This is a genomic window from Actinomadura terrae (assembly GCF_022751215.1).
Lineage (GTDB): Bacteria > Actinomycetota > Actinomycetes > Streptosporangiales > Streptosporangiaceae > Spirillospora > Spirillospora terrae.
Genome location: NZ_JAICDG010000001.1, coordinates 1090996 through 1107154, shown reverse-complemented (window position 1 = coordinate 1107154; position 16159 = coordinate 1090996). Strand labels below are relative to the sequence as shown.

Annotated in this window: 12 protein-coding genes; 4 read left to right on the top strand and 8 right to left on the bottom strand. The window is 72.5% G+C overall.

Annotated features, from left to right (window positions below; genetic code table 11):
- Positions 1-39: 39 nt before the first annotated feature.
- The 5 genes from ispG to K2F47_RS04875 form a co-directional block, all read right to left on the bottom strand.
- Positions 40-1239, bottom strand: coding sequence for a flavodoxin-dependent (E)-4-hydroxy-3-methylbut-2-enyl-diphosphate synthase (gene ispG, locus K2F47_RS04895; RefSeq protein ID WP_272496435.1), 1200 nt, complete (start codon positions 1237-1239; stop codon positions 40-42).
- A 135-nt stretch (positions 1240-1374) separates the two neighbouring features.
- A complete protein-coding gene (locus K2F47_RS04890) occupies positions 1375-2574 on the bottom strand; it encodes a M50 family metallopeptidase (RefSeq protein WP_242901492.1) in 1200 nt (399 codons plus the stop codon).
- 63 nt (positions 2575-2637) lie between these two features.
- Entirely contained in the window at positions 2638-3906 is a 1269-nt protein-coding gene (gene dxr, locus K2F47_RS04885; RefSeq protein WP_242902568.1) for a 1-deoxy-D-xylulose-5-phosphate reductoisomerase, read from the bottom strand.
- 773 nt (positions 3907-4679) lie between these two features.
- A complete protein-coding gene (locus tag K2F47_RS04880) occupies positions 4680-5876 on the bottom strand; it encodes an ABC transporter substrate-binding protein (RefSeq protein ID WP_242901487.1) in 1197 nt (398 codons plus the stop codon).
- Between the two features lie 377 nt (positions 5877-6253).
- On the bottom strand, positions 6254-6586 hold the full coding sequence (locus K2F47_RS04875) for a hypothetical protein (RefSeq protein ID WP_242901485.1): 333 nt from the start codon (positions 6584-6586) through the stop codon (positions 6254-6256).
- A 335-nt stretch (positions 6587-6921) separates the two neighbouring features.
- On the opposite strand from K2F47_RS04875, the gene K2F47_RS04870 reads away from it, so the two are divergent.
- Positions 6922-8571, top strand: coding sequence for a hypothetical protein (locus K2F47_RS04870; RefSeq protein ID WP_242901484.1), 1650 nt, complete (start codon positions 6922-6924; stop codon positions 8569-8571).
- Here the strand turns inward: K2F47_RS04870 and K2F47_RS04865 are convergent.
- Together K2F47_RS04865 and K2F47_RS04860 are read right to left on the bottom strand one after the other, a co-directional pair.
- Positions 8507-10027, bottom strand: a complete 1521-nt coding sequence (locus tag K2F47_RS04865; protein WP_242901482.1) for a CoA-acylating methylmalonate-semialdehyde dehydrogenase — start codon at positions 10025-10027, stop codon at positions 8507-8509. The genes K2F47_RS04870 and K2F47_RS04865 overlap by 65 nt on opposite strands.
- Positions 10024-11289, bottom strand: a complete 1266-nt coding sequence (locus tag K2F47_RS04860) for an aspartate aminotransferase family protein (RefSeq protein WP_242901480.1) — start codon at positions 11287-11289, stop codon at positions 10024-10026. Before K2F47_RS04860 ends, K2F47_RS04865 begins: the two co-directional genes overlap by 4 nt.
- A 193-nt stretch (positions 11290-11482) precedes the next feature.
- On the opposite strand from K2F47_RS04860, the gene K2F47_RS04855 reads away from it, so the two are divergent.
- On the top strand, positions 11483-13102 hold the full coding sequence (locus tag K2F47_RS04855; RefSeq protein WP_242901478.1) for a PucR family transcriptional regulator: 1620 nt from the start codon (positions 11483-11485) through the stop codon (positions 13100-13102).
- A gap of 98 nt (positions 13103-13200) precedes the next feature.
- Positions 13201-13977: an alpha/beta hydrolase gene (locus tag K2F47_RS04850; protein WP_242901476.1), complete on the top strand. Its 777-nt coding sequence runs from the start codon at positions 13201-13203 to the stop codon at positions 13975-13977.
- 247 nt (positions 13978-14224) lie between these two features.
- Here the strand turns inward: K2F47_RS04850 and K2F47_RS04845 are convergent, their stop codons facing one another.
- A complete protein-coding gene (locus tag K2F47_RS04845; protein ID WP_242901474.1) occupies positions 14225-14713 on the bottom strand; it encodes a helix-turn-helix transcriptional regulator in 489 nt (162 codons plus the stop codon).
- A 212-nt stretch (positions 14714-14925) separates the two neighbouring features.
- On the opposite strand from K2F47_RS04845, the gene K2F47_RS04840 reads away from it, so the two are divergent.
- Positions 14926-16122 (top strand): hypothetical protein, encoded by a 1197-nt coding sequence (locus K2F47_RS04840; protein WP_242901473.1) that lies wholly within the window; start codon positions 14926-14928, stop codon positions 16120-16122.
- Positions 16123-16159 lie beyond the last annotated feature (37 nt).

The following is a 16159-nucleotide window of genomic DNA, read 5'->3' as shown; positions in this document are numbered from 1 at the left end:
CGGCGGCGCGCGGTCTTCGGCGGCGCGGCGGCGCGCGGCTCAGGTCACGATGACGTCGGCGCCGGGGCCCGAGACCGAGCCGTCCTCGCCGATCTCGATGCCCATCTCCTCGGCGATGCGCATCGCCTCCTCGATGAGCGTCTCGACGATCTGCGACTCGGGGACGGTCTTCACGACCTCGCCCTTCACGAAGATCTGTCCCTTGCCGTTGCCGGACGCCACGCCGAGGTCGGCCTCGCGGGCCTCGCCCGGGCCGTTCACCACGCACCCCATCACCGCGACGCGCAGCGGCACGGGGAAGTCCTTCAGCCCGGCGGTGACCTGCTCGGCGAGCGTGTAGACGTCGACCTGCGCGCGCCCACAGGACGGGCAGGACACGATCTCCAGGCCGCGCTCGCGCAGCCCCAGCGACTCCAGGATCGCCGCGCCGACCTTGACCTCCTCGACCGGCGGCGCCGACAGCGACACCCGGATCGTGTCGCCGATCCCCTCGGCCAGCAGCGCGCCGAACGCCACCGCCGACTTCACCGTGCCCTGGAAGGCCGGGCCCGCCTCGGTCACGCCGAGGTGCAGCGGGTAGTCGCAGGCGGCGGCGAGCTGCCGGTAGGCCTGGATCATCACGACCGGGTCGTTGTGCTTCACCGAGATCTTGATGTCGCGGAAGCCGTGCTCCTCGAACAGCGAGCACTCCCACAGCGCGGACTCCACCAGCGCCTCGGGCGTGGCCTTGCCGTGCTTCTCCAGCAGCCGCTTGTCGAGCGAGCCCGCGTTCACGCCGATCCGGATCGGCACCCCCGCGTCCGACGCGGCGCGCGCGATCTCGCCGACCTTGTCGTCGAACTTCTTGATGTTGCCCGGGTTGACGCGGACGGCGGCGCAGCCCGCGTCGATCGCGGCGAACACGTACTTGGGCTGGAAGTGGATGTCGGCGATCACCGGGATCGGGGACTTGCGCGCGATCGCGGGCAGCGCCTCCGCGTCGTCCTGCGAGGGGACGGCCACCCGCACGATCTGGCAGCCGGACGCGGTCAGCTCCGCGATCTGCTGGAGCGTGGAGTTCACGTCGGCGGTGAGCGTCGTGGTCATCGACTGCACCGACACCGGCGCGTCCCCGCCCACCGGCACGCTCCCGACCATGATCTTCCGGGATGTGCGGCGCGGCGCGAGCGGGGCTCCCCGTCCGTCCCCCTGCCCGTCGCCCTCGCCGCGGATCGTCGGAATTCCCAGTGAAACGCTCATCCCTCTCCCCTGCCTCGCCTCAGCCCGCCCGGAGACGCCAGACCCCGTACAGCCTAGGTGCCCTGGGCTGATGCGATGACGGCGACCGGTACAAAGGTATGTGACCCTTCAACTACGGATAGTAAACCTCTGGGGTCATTGTGGTAGCCGGAGTGGATTGAGGAGGTCGGCGAGAATCAGCAGCACCCCCAGCCCCACCAGCAGCAGGAGGGCCAGGTAGGTGACGGGCATGAGCTTGGTCATATCGACCGTGCCGGGGTCGGGGCGCCCTCTCGCGCGGGCGACGCGGGCGCGGGCCCGCTCGTAGATCACCACGGCGAGGTGGCCCCCGTCCAGGGGCAGCAGGGGCAGGACGTTCAGCGCCCCGAGGAAGATGTTCACCGAGACGACGAGCGACAGGTAGAGGGTGAGCTTGTCGCGCGCGCTGCTCTCCGAGGAGAAGATCTCGCCGGACACCTCCGTCGCGCCGACCACGCTGCCCACCTGGCCCCCGGGCGTGCTCGCCCGCTCGGACGTGAACAGCTTCGGAAGGGCCGAGGGCAGATCCACCAGCACCGTCCCGATCCCGGCGACCGTCGTCCCGACCCCGCGGGACGCGAACCCCAGAGCCCCCAGCGGGCCCCTGCGGTCGTAGCGCCCGCCGACGACCCGCGCGGACATGCCGACGAACGACCGCCCGCCCACGTCCGCGAGGCGCATCGACAGCGCCAGCGGACGCGGCGTCCCGGGGCGCTCGACCACCACCGGCACGGTCTGGCCCGGCTTCCTGTCGCCGATCGCCTCGCGCAGCTCCGCCCAGTCGGCGACGCGGACGCCGCCGAACGAGACGACGCGGTCCCCGACGCGGAGCCCGACCGTCGCCGCCGGCGAGGGGGGCGCGCCGTGGCCGCAGCCGTCCTGGAGCCGCTCGGGCACGCAGGCGGAGACCTCGTCCACCGTCGTCGTCGCCGTGCCGAGATGCCGCACGCCGACCGTCATCGCCATCACCACGAGCAGCACGAACGCGAACACGAGGTTGACGACGACGCCGGCGCCGATCACGACCGCGCGCCGCCCCGCGGGCTGCCGGTAGAACGCGCGCGCCCGGTCGGCCGCGGAGACCTCCTCCAGCGGCGTGTAGCCGACGATCTTCACGAACCCGCCCAGCGGGATCGCCTTCACCCCGTACTCCGTCTCGCCCCGGCGCGTCGACCACAGCGTCGGCCCGAACCCGACGAAGTACTCCGTGGCCTTCATCCCGAACCGCTTGGCGGTCAGCAGGTGCCCGCCCTCGTGCAGCATCACCGACACCAGCAGCGCGACGACGAAGGCCGAGGCGCCGAGGAGAAAGGCCATCCGAGCCCCCTGGGGGTTCCCGGGGGCGGGCTCCGGGGCGGGCCCCGGGCGAGCCCGGGGCCGTCAGTCCAGTCCGGTCAGTTCCCTGGCCCTGGCACGGGCCCACCCGTCGGCGGCGAGGACGTCGTCCAGTGTCAGTTCCGCAGGCATGCCCGAACCGCGCCCGTCCATACGGTCGTCGCCGTCCTGCCGCCCGCTTCCCCGCACGCTCCCCTCGTGCTCCTCCACCACCCGCGTGATCGTGTCGACGATGCCGAGGAACGGGAGCCGCCCCGCGCGGAACGCCGCCACGCACTCCTCGTTCGCCGCGTTGTAGACGGCCGGAGCCGTGCCGCCCGCCTCACCCGCCCGCCGCGCCAGCGCCACCGCCGGGAACGCCTCGTCGTCGAGCGGGAAGAACTCCCAGGTGTGCGACGCCGTCCAGTCGACGGCGGCCGCCGCGTCCGCGACCCGGTCGGGCCAGTTGATCCCGAGCGCGATCGGCAGCCGCATGTCGGGCGGGCTCGCCTGCGCCAGCGTCGAGCCGTCCGTGAACTCCACCATCGAGTGGATCACCGACTGCGGGTGCACCATGACCTCGATCCGGTCCATCGGGACGTCGAACAGCAGGTGCGCCTCGATGACCTCCAGGCCCTTGTTCACGAGCGTCGCGGAGTTGATCGTGACGACCGGGCCCATGTTCCACGTCGGGTGGTTCAGCGCCTGCTCGACCGTGACGTCCGCCAGCTCCTCGCGCCCCCGCCCCCGGAACGGCCCGCCGCTCGCCGTCAGCACCAGCCGCCGCACCTCGCCCGCGCGGCCGCCCCGCAGGCACTGCGCCAGCGCCGAGTGCTCGGAGTCCACCGGCACGATCTGCCCCGGGCGCGCCCGCCCCCGCACCAGCGGCCCGCCCATGATCAGCGACTCCTTGTTGGCCAGCGCGAGCGTCCGGCCCGCGTCCAGCGCCGCCAGCGTCGACGCCAGGCCCAGCGCGCCCGTCACCCCGTTCAGGACGACGTCGCACGGCCACGCCGCCACCTCCGCCACCGCGTCCGGACCCGCCACGATCTTCGGGATCGCGTAGTCGCCCGCCGCGTACCCGCGCCGCTTCGCCTCCGCGTAGAAGGCCAGCTGCAACTCCTGCGCCGCCGACGCCTTCGCCACCGCGACGATCTCCGGACGGAACTCCAGCGCCTGCTCCGCCAGCAGCCCCACCCGTTCCCCGCCCGCGGCGAGGCCCACCACCCGGAACCGCCCGGGGTTGCGCCGGATCACGTCCAGGGCCTGGGTGCCGATCGAGCCGGTGGAGCCGAGCACGACGATCTCGCGGACGGCGGCGTCAGAGGAAGACATCACCCGCCCATTGTCATCCATCCCCGTCCCCGCGTTCACACTCCGACCACATAGCCCCCCGCGATCACCGCCCGGGCCCCGGCACAAAAGCCTTTGCCGCCCCTTTCACCTGCGCTAACAGGGACAACAACGTCCCGCGCCTATAAAGGGAGCTACGTGAGTCGACTTCCCGCCAGGGGGATGGGGACATGGGCCGGACAGGCGAACCGACGCTGGACCCGACCGCGCTGAGCACCGCACAGCGCGCGGGCGAGGCCTGCGTCGCCTGCCGCAAGAGATGGCCCCGGCCGCGCGTCCGCGTCGGCCGCCTGCCGGACTCGACCGGGGTGTTCGCGTGCGACGACTGCGCACCCTCCCCGCCGGCACCCCGGCCACGGGGCCCACGGGAACCGGCCGCGGCACCGGCGACGAGCGACGACGCCGTCGTCATGGAGATCTCTCCAGGGAGAAGGGTGACCCGGGCCTTCGGGGGGAAGCCCGGGACCACCCCGGGAGCGCGCCCGGCTGGGGGCGGTCGGGCGCGCTCCATTTATTTTTTTGTCCTTGGCGTCGGTCGCTAGCGCTCCCTCCTTCGGCGGACAAAAAGGGCGATCGCTGCATCGCTCCGAACTCGCCTGGCGGCTCGCTTCGCGATCAGTTCCTTCGCAAGCTCGGAACTGCCTTCGGACGCGATCGCAACCTTGCGGTCGGCGCTACCTGAGGTTACGGACGATCCCCTTGCTCGCTGCGGGGGTTGCGGAGCCGGGTTCCCTTGGTGCGCATCGCTTTGCGATCTACTGCTTGGTGGACTCGATCCATTTTCTGGTCCAGTCGGCGTAGTCGGTGCACTCCTTGTTCTTCTGGCGGCCGGAGCAGAGCTTGGTGGGGGTGTGGGCGAAGATGACCTTGTCCAGGTAGCCGCGGTCGCCCACGTGGTAGGCGTTGCAGAAGCCGGGCTTCAGGCGGTCGCCCGCGCAGGCCTGGGGGTTGGCGGGGGCCACGCCGGTCCACTCGGCCACCTGCTGCTGGACGTCGGGGCTCGCCGTCCACTGGAGCCACTGGTACATGCAGTTGGGGTGCTGGACGCGCGCGCCGATCATCCAGGCGTCCATCCAGCCGGTGACGCCCTCGGACGGGACGACGCCCTGGACCGGCTTGGCCGCGCGGGTCAGGACGTCCACCTGGTAGGGCCACGCCTCACCGAGGACGGCCTCGCCCCCGGCGAACGCGCTGACGGCGTCGGCGGGCTGGTCCCAGTACTCCTTCACGTGCGGGTGCTGGCGGGCGAGGAGCTTCGCGGCGGCGTCCAGTTGCTTGGGGGTCAGCGAGTACGGGTCGGAGATCTTCAGCTTGCGGTCCTTGGCCCGCAGGTACAGGGCGGCCTCGGCGATCGTCAGGGGGCTGTCGCGGACGACCAGCTTGCCGGAGTGGAGGCGGGCCTGTTCGGGGTCGAACAGCGCCCCCCAGCTCGACGGCGTCTCCACGGTGCGCGTGTCGTACATGAGCAGGTTGGAGCCCCACACGTAGGGGACGCCGTAGTACTTGCCGTCGTGTTTGAGCAGGGCCCGCAGCCTCGGCTCCAGCTTCTTGTAGCCGTCGACGAGGTTGGTGTTGACCGGGGTGGCCTCGCCGTCGGCGATGAGCTGGCCGGCGACCTCGGGCGGCGCGGCGACGCCGTCGTAGCGGCGGTGCTTGTCGCGCATGCGGGCGGTCATCTCGCGGGGGGTCTTGACGGCCTCCCAGTCGACCTTGCAGCCGGTGCGCTTCTCGAAGGGGGTGACCCAGTTGACGCGGGGATCGCTGTGGCCGGACTCCACGGAGCCGGGGAGGGTGACGAGCGTGAGCGTGCCCTCGCCGGGGCCGAGCGTGGTGGCGACCTGGACGCTGCCGACCGGTTCGTCGTCCGGACTACAGGACAGCAGGGCCGCGGTGGCGAGCACCGCCGTCACCGCGAGTGCCGTGATCGCCTTGGCCCGCCTCGTGGCCCTCATGTCGCTCCCGCATCCGTTCCGCGGACCGTCCCCCTCGTGATCCGGCCCGTCGGCGCAGCGTAGCGTCTCCCGTCCGGTGGGGTGGCCCTGGAGCGTGCATTCGCGGTCGGCGACGTCAACGGTGGCCGGTTCGCGATTTCGGTCGCGTCCTTTTTTGGGTGTCGGGCATTTACAAGGGATCTCGACTGGGGTGTTTGTGTTTTGCCGCTTCTTTTCGGGCTGCGGTTAACACGAGAAACGCCACGGCCCCGGGGGGCAGATGGGTGCTGGCGACCGCGCCACACACGGAGGTTGCTGGAGAGGGATGTGGCGCGTCTACTGCCCTGCCCGGGGCCCTGGCGGCTCCGGCGGGCGTGGCGAGGTTGGGGAACAGCGGATCACTTCGCGGTGCTGCCTGGCCACGCGATCACCGGAACCCGGCCGGACGGCGACGGTGTGACGCCCTCGAGACGGAGGAGATTCGAGGGACGACGCGCGTCCTGCCGGGGGTCGCGGGACGGCCATGGGCCGTCGTCTGCGGGTCTGTCCTGGACCACCTCGATCCATGCGATGAGCCGCTGCGGGGTCTCGGCCTCAAGGAACTCGCCCGAGCCCGCGCCGCGCGGGGGAAGTGCCCACCAGCGGCGGGTGAAGGGACCGAACCAGATGGTCCAGCCCGGGAAGCGCCGCCCCAGCGCGTCGACCTCTGCGGCATGGTCGTCGGCACTCATAGCGCGCACTCCCTGGCGGACCCTCGGCCGAGGCCCTGACTCGGGGCCCTGACCTTTTAATTCGTCGGAATTAATCGCGTTAGTCAGATTGTGTCGCCGGTCACAGGGCCAGTCAATAGTCGTAGCTATTATTTGCCGGGGGCCGGTGGACGAAAATTGGCGACGGAATCGACCTGTCTCCCGAAAGCCACAAACGCCGGACCTGGCGGTTCTCACGGTGGGCCCACCGCGGCTCACGGCCCGCAACCCGGCGTTCACCGGGCGGTCACGGGGTGCGCCTACCCTGTCCCATCTGCTGATCGTTTGTATCGAGGAACCATCGAGGCGGAGCGGGCGTGCCCCCACGGCTTATCGCGGCCTTTACTGCAATCTGGGCGTTTCGTCCGTATCTCCGCCATGGACCGTTCGCGGCGGCGCTGATCGGAGGCGCCCTCCTGCGCTGGACCGCCGTCCGCGCCTATCCGCAGGGCCTCTGGTTCACCGGCGACTCCTACTTCTACATGGGCTACGCGCTGCGCCCGAAGCCGTCCGGCAGCAAGACGCTCGGGTACTCGTTCCTGCTGCGCCTCATGGAGCCGCTGCACAGCCTGAAGGCCGTCGTCGTCGTGCAGCACCTCATGGGGCTGGCGATCGCGGTGATGATCTACGCGCTGCTCTGCCGCGCCCGGCTGCCCGCCTGGGCGGCGGCGATCGTGTCCCTGCCGGTCCTGTACGACGCGTACCAGATCGAGCTGGAACACCTGCTGATGTCCGAGGCGCTGTTCACGTTCGCCATCATGGCGGGCCTGACGCTGCTGCTGTGGCGCCCGCCCGTCTGGTGGACGGCGCTGCCCGCCGGGGTGCTGCTCGGGTACGCGGTGCTGGTCCGGTCGGCGGGCGCCCCGCTGATCCCGGTGATCCTGCTCGTCCTGCTGCTGCGGCCGCGCGGGCGCCCGCCGAGGCTGCTGCCCCGGCTGCTCCCCCGCGCCCGGCCCGACCTGCGTCCGGCTCTGGCGTTCGGCGTGGCGGCGGCCGTGCCGCTCGTCGCGTACGCGATGTGGTTCCACGCCGAGCGCGGCACGTACGGGCTGACCACGGCCGACGGCATCTACCTGTGGGGGCGGACGGCGCAGTTCGCCGACTGCGCGAAGATCGACCCGCCCGCGGACGAGCAGGGCCTGTGCCTGGACGCCGCGACCAAGGCGGAGAAGGACCCGCCGGGCCACCTCATCTGGCGCAACGACATCCCGCCGCGCGAGCGGTTCCGCAGCGTCATCACCCCCGAGGCCAACAAGACGCTGCGGAGCTTCGCCATCCGCGCGATCCTCGCCCAGCCCGGCGACTACCTGCACGTGGTCGGGCACGGCGTCCACATGGCGTTCTCACATGACCGGGCGCCGGTCCCGACCCCCGGGACCGAGGGCCTCTACCACTTCCCCGACCGGCCGCAGCTCTTCACCCCCGGGCGGAGCTTCGGCGGCGGGGGCACGGCCCTGACCGACGCGATGCGCTACGGCCGCACCGACCGGCCGAGCCAGGTCGTCCAGCCGCAGGCCGACCGGTTGATCGACTACCAGGAGAAGGTCTTCCTGCCGGGGCCCGCGCTCGGCGTCCTGTTCGCGCTGGGCGCCGTCGGCCTGGCCGCCGCGCGGTGGCGGCGCCGGGAGGTGCTGCTGGCGTGGGGGACGGCCGCGACGCTGCTGCTGTTCCCGATCGCCAGCGCCGACTTCGACTACCGGTACGTGGTGCCGCCGATGCCGTTCGCCTGCCTGGCGGTCGGCCTCGCCCTGTCGGCCTTCCGCGCCCGCAGGCCCGAGCCGGTGCCCGCCGGCGCTGAGCCGGTCGAGCCCGGGCCCGGGCCTGAGGGGGTCGAGTCCGCGGAGACCGAGCCCCCGGAGGGCGAATCCTCGGAGGACGGGTCTTCGGAGACCGAGCGGGGCGTCAGCCGTTGGTGGGAAAACCGAGGTTCACGCCACCGTGACTCGGGTCGAGCCAGCGCGCCGTGACGGCCTTCGTCCGCGTGTAGAAGTGGACGCCCTCCATGCCGTGCGCGTGGCTGTCACCGAACAGTGAGTCCTTCCAGCCGCCGAAGGAGTAGTAGGCCATCGGCACCGGGATCGGGACGTTGATCCCGACCATCCCGACCTCCACCTCGTTCTGGAAGCGGCGCGCCGCCCCGCCGTCGTTGGTGAAGATCGCGGTGCCGTTGCCGTAGGGGTTGGCGGAGATGAGCTCCATGGCCTCCTCGTAGGACCCGACCCGCACGACCGACAGCACCGGCCCGAAGATCTCGTCCTTGTAGGCGTCCATGTCAGCGGTGACGTGGTCGAGGACGGACGGCCCGAGCCAGAAGCCCTCGCCGCCCCCGCCGCGCACCGGCGTCCCGCGCCCGTCGATCGCCAGCGTCGCGCCCTGGGCGACGCCGCTGTCGAGGTAGGAGGCGACCTTGTCCCGGTGCTGCGCGGTGACCAGCGGGCCCATGTCGGACTCGGGGTCGTCGCCCGGGCCGATGCTCAGCTTCGCGACGCGCTCGCGGACCTTGGCCAGCAGCTCGTCCGCGACGGGCTCGACGGCGACGACCACGGAGATCGCCATGCAGCGCTCGCCCGCCGAGCCGAAGCCCGCCGACACGGCCGCGTCGGCGGCCAGGTCGAGGTCGGCGTCCGGCAGCACGACCATGTGGTTCTTGGCGCCGCCGAGCGCCTGCACGCGCTTGCCGTTGCGCGCCGCCGTCTCGTAGATGTAGCGGGCGATCGGGGTGGAGCCGACAAAGCTGACGGCCCGCACGTCCGGATGGTCGAGCAGCCCGTCCACGGCGGTCTTGTCACCGTGCACGACGTTGAACACGCCCTCGGGCAGGCCCGCCTCGGCCCACAGCTCGGCGATCCGCACCGACGCCGACGGGTCCTTCTCCGAGGGCTTCAGCACGAACGTGTTGCCGCAGGCGATCGCCACCGGGAACATCCACATCGGCACCATCGCCGGGAAGTTGAACGGCGTGATCCCGGCGACGACGCCGAGCGGCTGGAGGATCGAGTAGGCGTCCACGCGCGTGGACACGTTCTCGGAGAAACCGCCCTTGAGCAGATGCGGGATGCCGCAGGCGAACTCCACGACCTCCAGGCCGCGCGCCACCTCGCCCGCCGCGTCCGAGACGACCTTGCCGTGCTCGGAGGAGATGAGCCGGGCGATCTCGTCGCGGTGCTCGGTCAGCAGCTCGCGGAAGCGGAACAGCACGCGGGTCCGCTTGGTGAGCGACGCGTCGCGCCAGGCGGGGAACGCCGCCTTGGCGGCCGCGACGGCCGCGTCCACCTCGGCGCCGGAGGCGAAGTCGACCGTCCCGGCGACGCGTCCGGTGGAGGGCTCGTAGATGTCGCCACTGCGCTCGGCCACGCCGTCGAAGGGCTTGCCGCCGATCCAGTGGGTGATGTGCTTGCTGTCGGTCCTGCCGGTCTGCGTCACGATGTCGCGGCCTCGTTCACGGTCTCTAGGGATGCGATCAGGATGCCGAGGCCCTCGTCGGCCTCGTCGTCGGTCAGCGTCAGCGGCGGCGCCATGCGCACCACGTTGCCGTACAGGCCGCCCTTGCCGACCAGCAGGCCGCGCTCGCGGGCGGCCTCCATCAGCGCGGCGGCCAGCGGCGGGCTCGGCTCCCCCGTCGCCGGGTCGGCCAGCTCGACCGCGAACATCAGGCCCTTGCCGCGCACCTGCCTGACCACCGGGAAGCGGCCGGCGGCACGTTCCAGCCCGCCGATGATCGTGGCGCCCTGGCGGGCGGCGTTAGCCTGGAGGTCGTGGTCGAGGACGTAGTCGAGGGTGGCGTTCGCGGCGGCCATCGAGACCGGGTTGCCGCCGAAGGTGGACAGGCCGACCGCGTGCAGGGCGTCCATCAGCTCGCCCCGCGCGACGACGCCGCCCACCGCGTACCCGTTGCCGAGGCCCTTGGCGAAGGTCATCATGTCCGGCGTCATGCCGTGGTTGTCGATGCCCCAGAAGCCCTGGCCCGTCCGTCCCCAGCCGGTCTGGACCTCGTCGGAGATGAACAGGATGCCGTGCTCGTCCAGCACCCGCTTGTAGGCGGCGAACAGCCCGTCCGGCGCCATCGTGAACCCGCCGACGCCCTGGACCGGCTCGGCGATCAGCGCCGCGACGTCCCCGCCGGTCGCGGTGGCGAGCACGTGCCGCAGGTCCTGGACGCACGCGTCGATGTAGGCCTCGTCGGTCATGCCGGCGAACTGCGGCAGGCTCCGGTCGGCGCCGTGCAGGAAGTGGACGTTCAGCGGCGAGTAGGAGATGTTCGTCCAGGCCCGGTTGCCCGTCACCCCGACCGCGCCGAACGAGCGCCCGTGGTAGCTCTGCCGCATCGCGAGGACCTGGTCGCTGCGCCGCGCGTAGGTCGCGAGCAGCAGCGCGGTCTCGTTCGCCTCGGTCCCGGAGTTGGTGAAGAACACCTTCGCGTCCGGGATGCCCGACAGCCGGGCGATCTTCTCGGCCAGCTCGACCTGCCCGCGCAGCAGGTAGGCGGTCGAGGTGTGCACGACGCCGGTCGCGATCTGCCGCTCCACCGCCTCGCGCACCTCGGGCACGTCGTACCCGATCATGTTGGTGAGGATGCCCGTGAAGAAGTCCAGGTAGCCGCGCCCGTCGGCGTCGGTCACCCGGTTCCCCTTGCCAGCGACGATCTCGATGGGCGCCGCGTAGTTGAGCGCCAACCAGGACGGCATGACCGCCCTGTGGCGCCGAAGCAGTTCCGCGTGTCCTGACGTGACGTTTTCCGACATGCTCCCAGTCTGGTCGGCCGGACCCCGCCGCGACACCCGCAGAGTGTCAGGACACGACCCCAAGGTTTGACGTTCTGCCGGAGGCCCCCGCGCGAAACCGCCGGTGGGGCGGGGCTGGCGGATATCATCGCGGCTGATGCTTCCCACGCTCGACGACGTCCTCCAGCTCGACGCGGTCCGCCGCGGCAAGCCGCGCGTCGTCGCGTGCGCCGACCGCACCGGCAACAAGGTCCGCTGGGTGCACGTGGCCGAGGTCACCGACATCGCGCACCTGCTGCACGGCGGTGAGCTGGTGCTCACCACCGGGATCGCCCTGCCGGACGAGCCGGACCGGCTGCGCGCCTACATCGGCGACCTGTCCGAGGTCGGCGCCAGCGGCCTCATGATCGAGCTGGGCCGCCGCTACGCCAGCGTGCTCCCGCCCGCGCTGGTCGCCGCCGCCGAGGAGCACGGCCTCCCGGTGATCGTGCTGGCCCACGAGCCCGCGTTCGTGGACATCACCGAGTCCGTGCACGCCCGCATCCTGCAAGACCAGTTCGCCGAGCTGCGCGCGTCGGAGCAGCTCCACGAGATCTTCACCCAGCTCTCGGTCGAGGGCGCCTCCACCGAGGAGGTCGTCCGGCAGACCGCCGCGCTCGCCGGGCACCCGGTCGTGCTGGAGAACCTGTCCCACCAGGTGCTGGCCGCCGACGCCGACGGCGGCGACCCGGCCGACCTGCTGTCGGCGTGGGAGACGCGGTCGCGCGCCGTCCGGGTCGGGCAGCGCACGGGGTTCGACGAGACCTCCGGCTGGCTCGCGACCATGGTCGGCGCCCGCGGCGAGGACTGGGGACGGCTGATCATCGTGCTCGGCGCCCCGCCGTCCGCCCGCGAGACCGTGCTGGTCGAGCGGGCCGCCACGACCCTCGCGCTCGGCCGCCTGCTGGACCGGCACGCCGAGGGCGTCGAACGCCAGGCGCACGGGACGATCATCGCCCGGATCCTCGCGCACGCCTACTCCGACCCGCTGGAGGCCGCCGCCCGCGCCCGCGCGCTCGGCGTCCCGCTCGCCGGCCGCCGGCTGCTCGGCGTCGTGCTGCGGCACCGGGGCCCTGGCACCTCGGCCCCGCCCGTCGCCGAGCTGGCCCAGCTGGCCGAGACGGCCGCCGCCGCCTGCAAGGACGCCCGCCTCGCCGCCCTCGTCGGCGTGCTGGACGAGGGCGGCCCGCACGCCCGCGTCGGCGTCCTCGCGTCCCTGCCCGCCCGCGCCGACGTCGAGACGGCCCTCTCCGAGGTCGCAACCCGCATCCGCAAGCAGTCCGGCGGCGACACCGTCATGGCGGCGGGCTCGGTCGTCGACTCGATCCGCGACGTCCGCCGCTCGTTCATGGAGGCCGAACAGGTCGCCGACGTCGCGTCCCGGGGCTCGGGCGGCCGCCTCTTCTACCGCCTGCCCGACCTGCGCCTGCGCGGCCTCCTGCACCTGCTGCGCGACGACGCCCGCGTCCAGACCTTCGTCGAACGCGAACTCGGGCCGCTGCTGACCTACGACGCCCAGCGCGGCAGCGACCTCACCCGCATCCTGGAGCTCTACCTCGACTCCGGCCGCAACAAGGCCGTCGCCGCCGGACTCGCACACCTGTCCCGCCCGGCCTTCTACGAACGTTTGCACCGCATCGAACGCGTCCTGGACGCCGACCTGGACGACGTGGAGTCCTGCGTCTCCCTCCACGTGGCCCTCCTGGCGCTCAGCTCCGTCCGCTGGGAACGCCCCTGAGGCCGATCTCCGCCAAGCCCAGGGCCTGACAGAGATCGGCCAGATCCGACCGGGTAAAGACACCCCCCATGGGTTCCGGTGGCCCTTACGCTTCGACCATGACGGACGCGGCGCTGCACGTTCACCGCTACGGCGACCCCTCTGGAGCACCGGTGGTCGCCCTGCACGGGACCACCGGGCACGGGGCGCGGTGGCGGCGCACGGCCGAGACCTTCCTCGCCGACCGGTTCGTCCTGGCCCCCGACCTGCGCGGGCACGGGCGGTCGCCGCACGAGCCGCCCTGGACGGTCGAGCGGCACGTCGCGGACGTCCTCGCGGTCATGGACGCCGAGGGCGTCGACCGCGCCGACCTCGTCGGGCACTCCTACGGCGGGATGATCGCCGTGCACCTCGCGCGGACGGCGCCGAGCCGGGTCGGCGGGCTCGTCCTGCTGGACCCTGCGATCGGCCTCGACCCCGCCGAGGCATGGGACGAGGCGCGCGCGTACCTCGGCGAACGCTGGTTCGCCGACGCGGCGGAGGCGCGGGAGTCGCTGGCGGCGCGCTGGCCCGAGGCACCTGAGGCGATGCTCGACGACGAGGTGTCCGCGCACCTGGAGCACGCCGAGGACGGCCGGACGCGCTGGCGCTACGAGCCCGCCGCGATCGTGACCGCGCACTCGGAGATGGCCAGGCCGCACCTGCCGCCGCCCCCGGACGTCCCCACCCACCTGGTGATCGCGACCGGCGCCGACCTGGTGCGGCCCGAGTTCGTGGTCGACTGCCGCACCGCGCTCGGCCCCCGGCTGACGCTCTCGCAGATCGAGTCGGGCCACATGCTCTACATCGACGCCTTCCAGGAAACCGGAAAGCTGCTCGACAGCTGGTTGTGTTGATCGACCCCGGCCTACGCCCGGCGCACGCTCCCTGAAGGGTCCGTGCGCCGGGAAGGCCGGCCGTCCGCGCAGTGGGCCAAGGGCGCGCGTGTGACGACGACCTCAAGGATCACGCGAGTGCGTAGCTGACCGGTGGGGCGATGCCGGAGGCGAGCCCCACCGGGAAGATCGCGAAGCGATTGCGCACTCGCACAAGATCGGTCAGCGTGCGAGCCGCCAGGCGAGCACGCTGACCGAGACTGCGATATCACGCGGCGAGGGCCGTCCGGCGCTGGAAGGGGAGGTAGCGGTCGGCGCGGCGGGGGCGGGCGCGCAGGCCGGTGGCCTCGACGGCGAGGACGCGGTCGAAGCGGAACGCGCGGACGCCGCGCCGCATCCGGCACCAGCCGACGAGGTACCAGTGGTCGCGGTGGACCAGGCACGTGACGGGCTCGACTTCGCGGATCGTGACGTTGGCGCCCGCGTCGCCGTAGCAGAGCCGGACGACGCGGTGCTCGGTGATGGCCGCGGCGACGACGCGCGCGCGGTCGGCGGTGGAGGCGTCGAGGGGTTCGGTGAGGGTGGCCAGGGTGGCGGTGACCACGTCGTCGTGGGCGCCGTCGCCGACGAGGGCGCGCAGGGCGCGGCGCGCGGTGGCGGCCTGGGGGCCGGTGCCCAGGTGCGCGAGGGACAGCGCGAGGGCGGCGATCTCGGCGGTGGACAGCGTGGTCTCGGGGTGCGTCGCAACGTTCGCCATGGTTCGATCATACGTTCGAACACTGACATTTCGCGGGCCCCGAATGCGTCACATGACACACAGCGGGACGCCTGGAGGTGCGTCCTGGGGCGTGGCCTTGAGATGGTGCGTGCGCATGGGGAAAACTGATCCCCGAAAGTGGCTCCTGCCGGGGGAATCGGGGAAGGACTTGGGTCGAACGTGGGTCCGCCTTGAATGAGACGACTCCGCCGATGAACCGGGACGAGGTCGACCGGGCGCTCGAACATCTGCGGGACGAGAAGCAGCGCATCGGCACCGCCCTGCTCGAACTGGAGGGCCACCAGGGCTACCAGTTGCTGAAGGGCGCGGCGGTGGACGGTGCGACGCGGCGCGTCCAGGCCACCGTGCAGTCCCGCATGTCCGCGATGTGGGCCCTGTTCGACCTGTACGGGCGGGCGCTCGGCGCGGCCGAGGAACTGCGGACGCGGCACTCCCGCCCGGGGCAGACCGACCTCGCGCGCCTGACGTGGCTGCTCTCGGGCCCCTCGGTGGAGCTGCCGGTGGAGGAGGTCCCGCTGGAGCGGCGGACGCTGCTGGCCGACCCGTCCGGGGAGAAGCTGACCCTGGAGGCGGTCGTCGCGCGCATGACGCCGCTGTACGAGGAGACCGCGCGGGCGGTCGCCGCGCTGGACACGGTCTGGTCTGCGCTGCTGTCCCGGCTCGCCGAGGTGGAGGCCGAGCGGCGCGCGGCGGTGTCGCTGCGGGACGCGCTCGGCGCGCCCGACCCCGAGCTCGACCGGCTGGCCGCCGAGCTGGCGGCGGCCGGCACGACGGTCCGCTCCGACCCGATGGCGATGGCGCGGGACGGGCAGCCCGACACCGCGCGCCTGGACGACCTGCACACCGCGCTCGGCGACGCGCGGCGCAGGCTGGAGGAGGCCGAGCGGCTGCGCTCCGGGTTCGACGAGCGGCTGCGCGCCGTCGGCGGACTCCTCGACGAGGTGCGGGCCGCGGAGGCGGCGGCCGCCGCCCACCGCGACGAGGTCCTCGAAAAGATCGCCTCGCCCGTGCTCCCCGATCTGCCCGCCGCCTCGGCCGGGCTGGACCGGCGGCTCGCCACGCTCGGCCGCGGCGGCGACTGGAGCGATCTCGCGGGCCGGGTCGCCGATCTGGAGCGGGCGGCGCGCGCGGCGCTGGCGGAGGCGCGCGAGACCGCCGGCGTGATCCGCGGGCTGCTCGACCGGCGCGAGGAGCTGCGCGGACGGCTGGAGGGGTACCGCGTGAAGGCTGCGAGGCTGGGCCTCGCGGAGGACGCCGAGCTCGCGGAACTGTACGAGCATGCCCGGGGGCTGCTCTGGTCCTCCCCCTGTGACCTGCGAAAGGCCACCGTGACCCTGTCCGACTACCAACAGGCCATCACCACACGGACGAAAGGAGCGGAACGATGAGTCGGTGCACCGCGACGCCGGGCTGCGACGGAACCAT

What these genes read in the sequence shown, in the direction of transcription:
- ispG (WP_272496435.1), bottom strand. Translation starts at nt 1,239, where the DNA reads ATGAGCGTTTCACTGGGAATTCCGACGATCCGCGGCGAGGGCGACGGG.
- K2F47_RS04860 (WP_242901480.1), bottom strand. Translation starts at nt 11,289, where the DNA reads ATGCCGTCCTGGTTGGCGCTCAACTACGCGGCGCCCATCGAGATCGTC.
- K2F47_RS04850 (WP_242901476.1), top strand. Translation starts at nt 13,201, where the DNA reads ATGACGGACGCGGCGCTGCACGTTCACCGCTACGGCGACCCCTCTGGA.
- K2F47_RS04840 (WP_242901473.1), top strand. Translation starts at nt 14,926, where the DNA reads ATGAACCGGGACGAGGTCGACCGGGCGCTCGAACATCTGCGGGACGAG.
- K2F47_RS04845 (WP_242901474.1), bottom strand. Translation starts at nt 14,713, where the DNA reads ATGGCGAACGTTGCGACGCACCCCGAGACCACGCTGTCCACCGCCGAG.
- K2F47_RS04855 (WP_242901478.1), top strand. Translation starts at nt 11,483, where the DNA reads ATGCTTCCCACGCTCGACGACGTCCTCCAGCTCGACGCGGTCCGCCGC.
- K2F47_RS04890 (WP_242901492.1), bottom strand. Translation starts at nt 2,574, where the DNA reads ATGGCCTTTCTCCTCGGCGCCTCGGCCTTCGTCGTCGCGCTGCTGGTG.
- K2F47_RS04880 (WP_242901487.1), bottom strand. Translation starts at nt 5,876, where the DNA reads ATGAGGGCCACGAGGCGGGCCAAGGCGATCACGGCACTCGCGGTGACG.
- K2F47_RS04875 (WP_242901485.1), bottom strand. Translation starts at nt 6,586, where the DNA reads ATGAGTGCCGACGACCATGCCGCAGAGGTCGACGCGCTGGGGCGGCGC.
- dxr (WP_242902568.1), bottom strand. Translation starts at nt 3,906, where the DNA reads ATGTCTTCCTCTGACGCCGCCGTCCGCGAGATCGTCGTGCTCGGCTCC.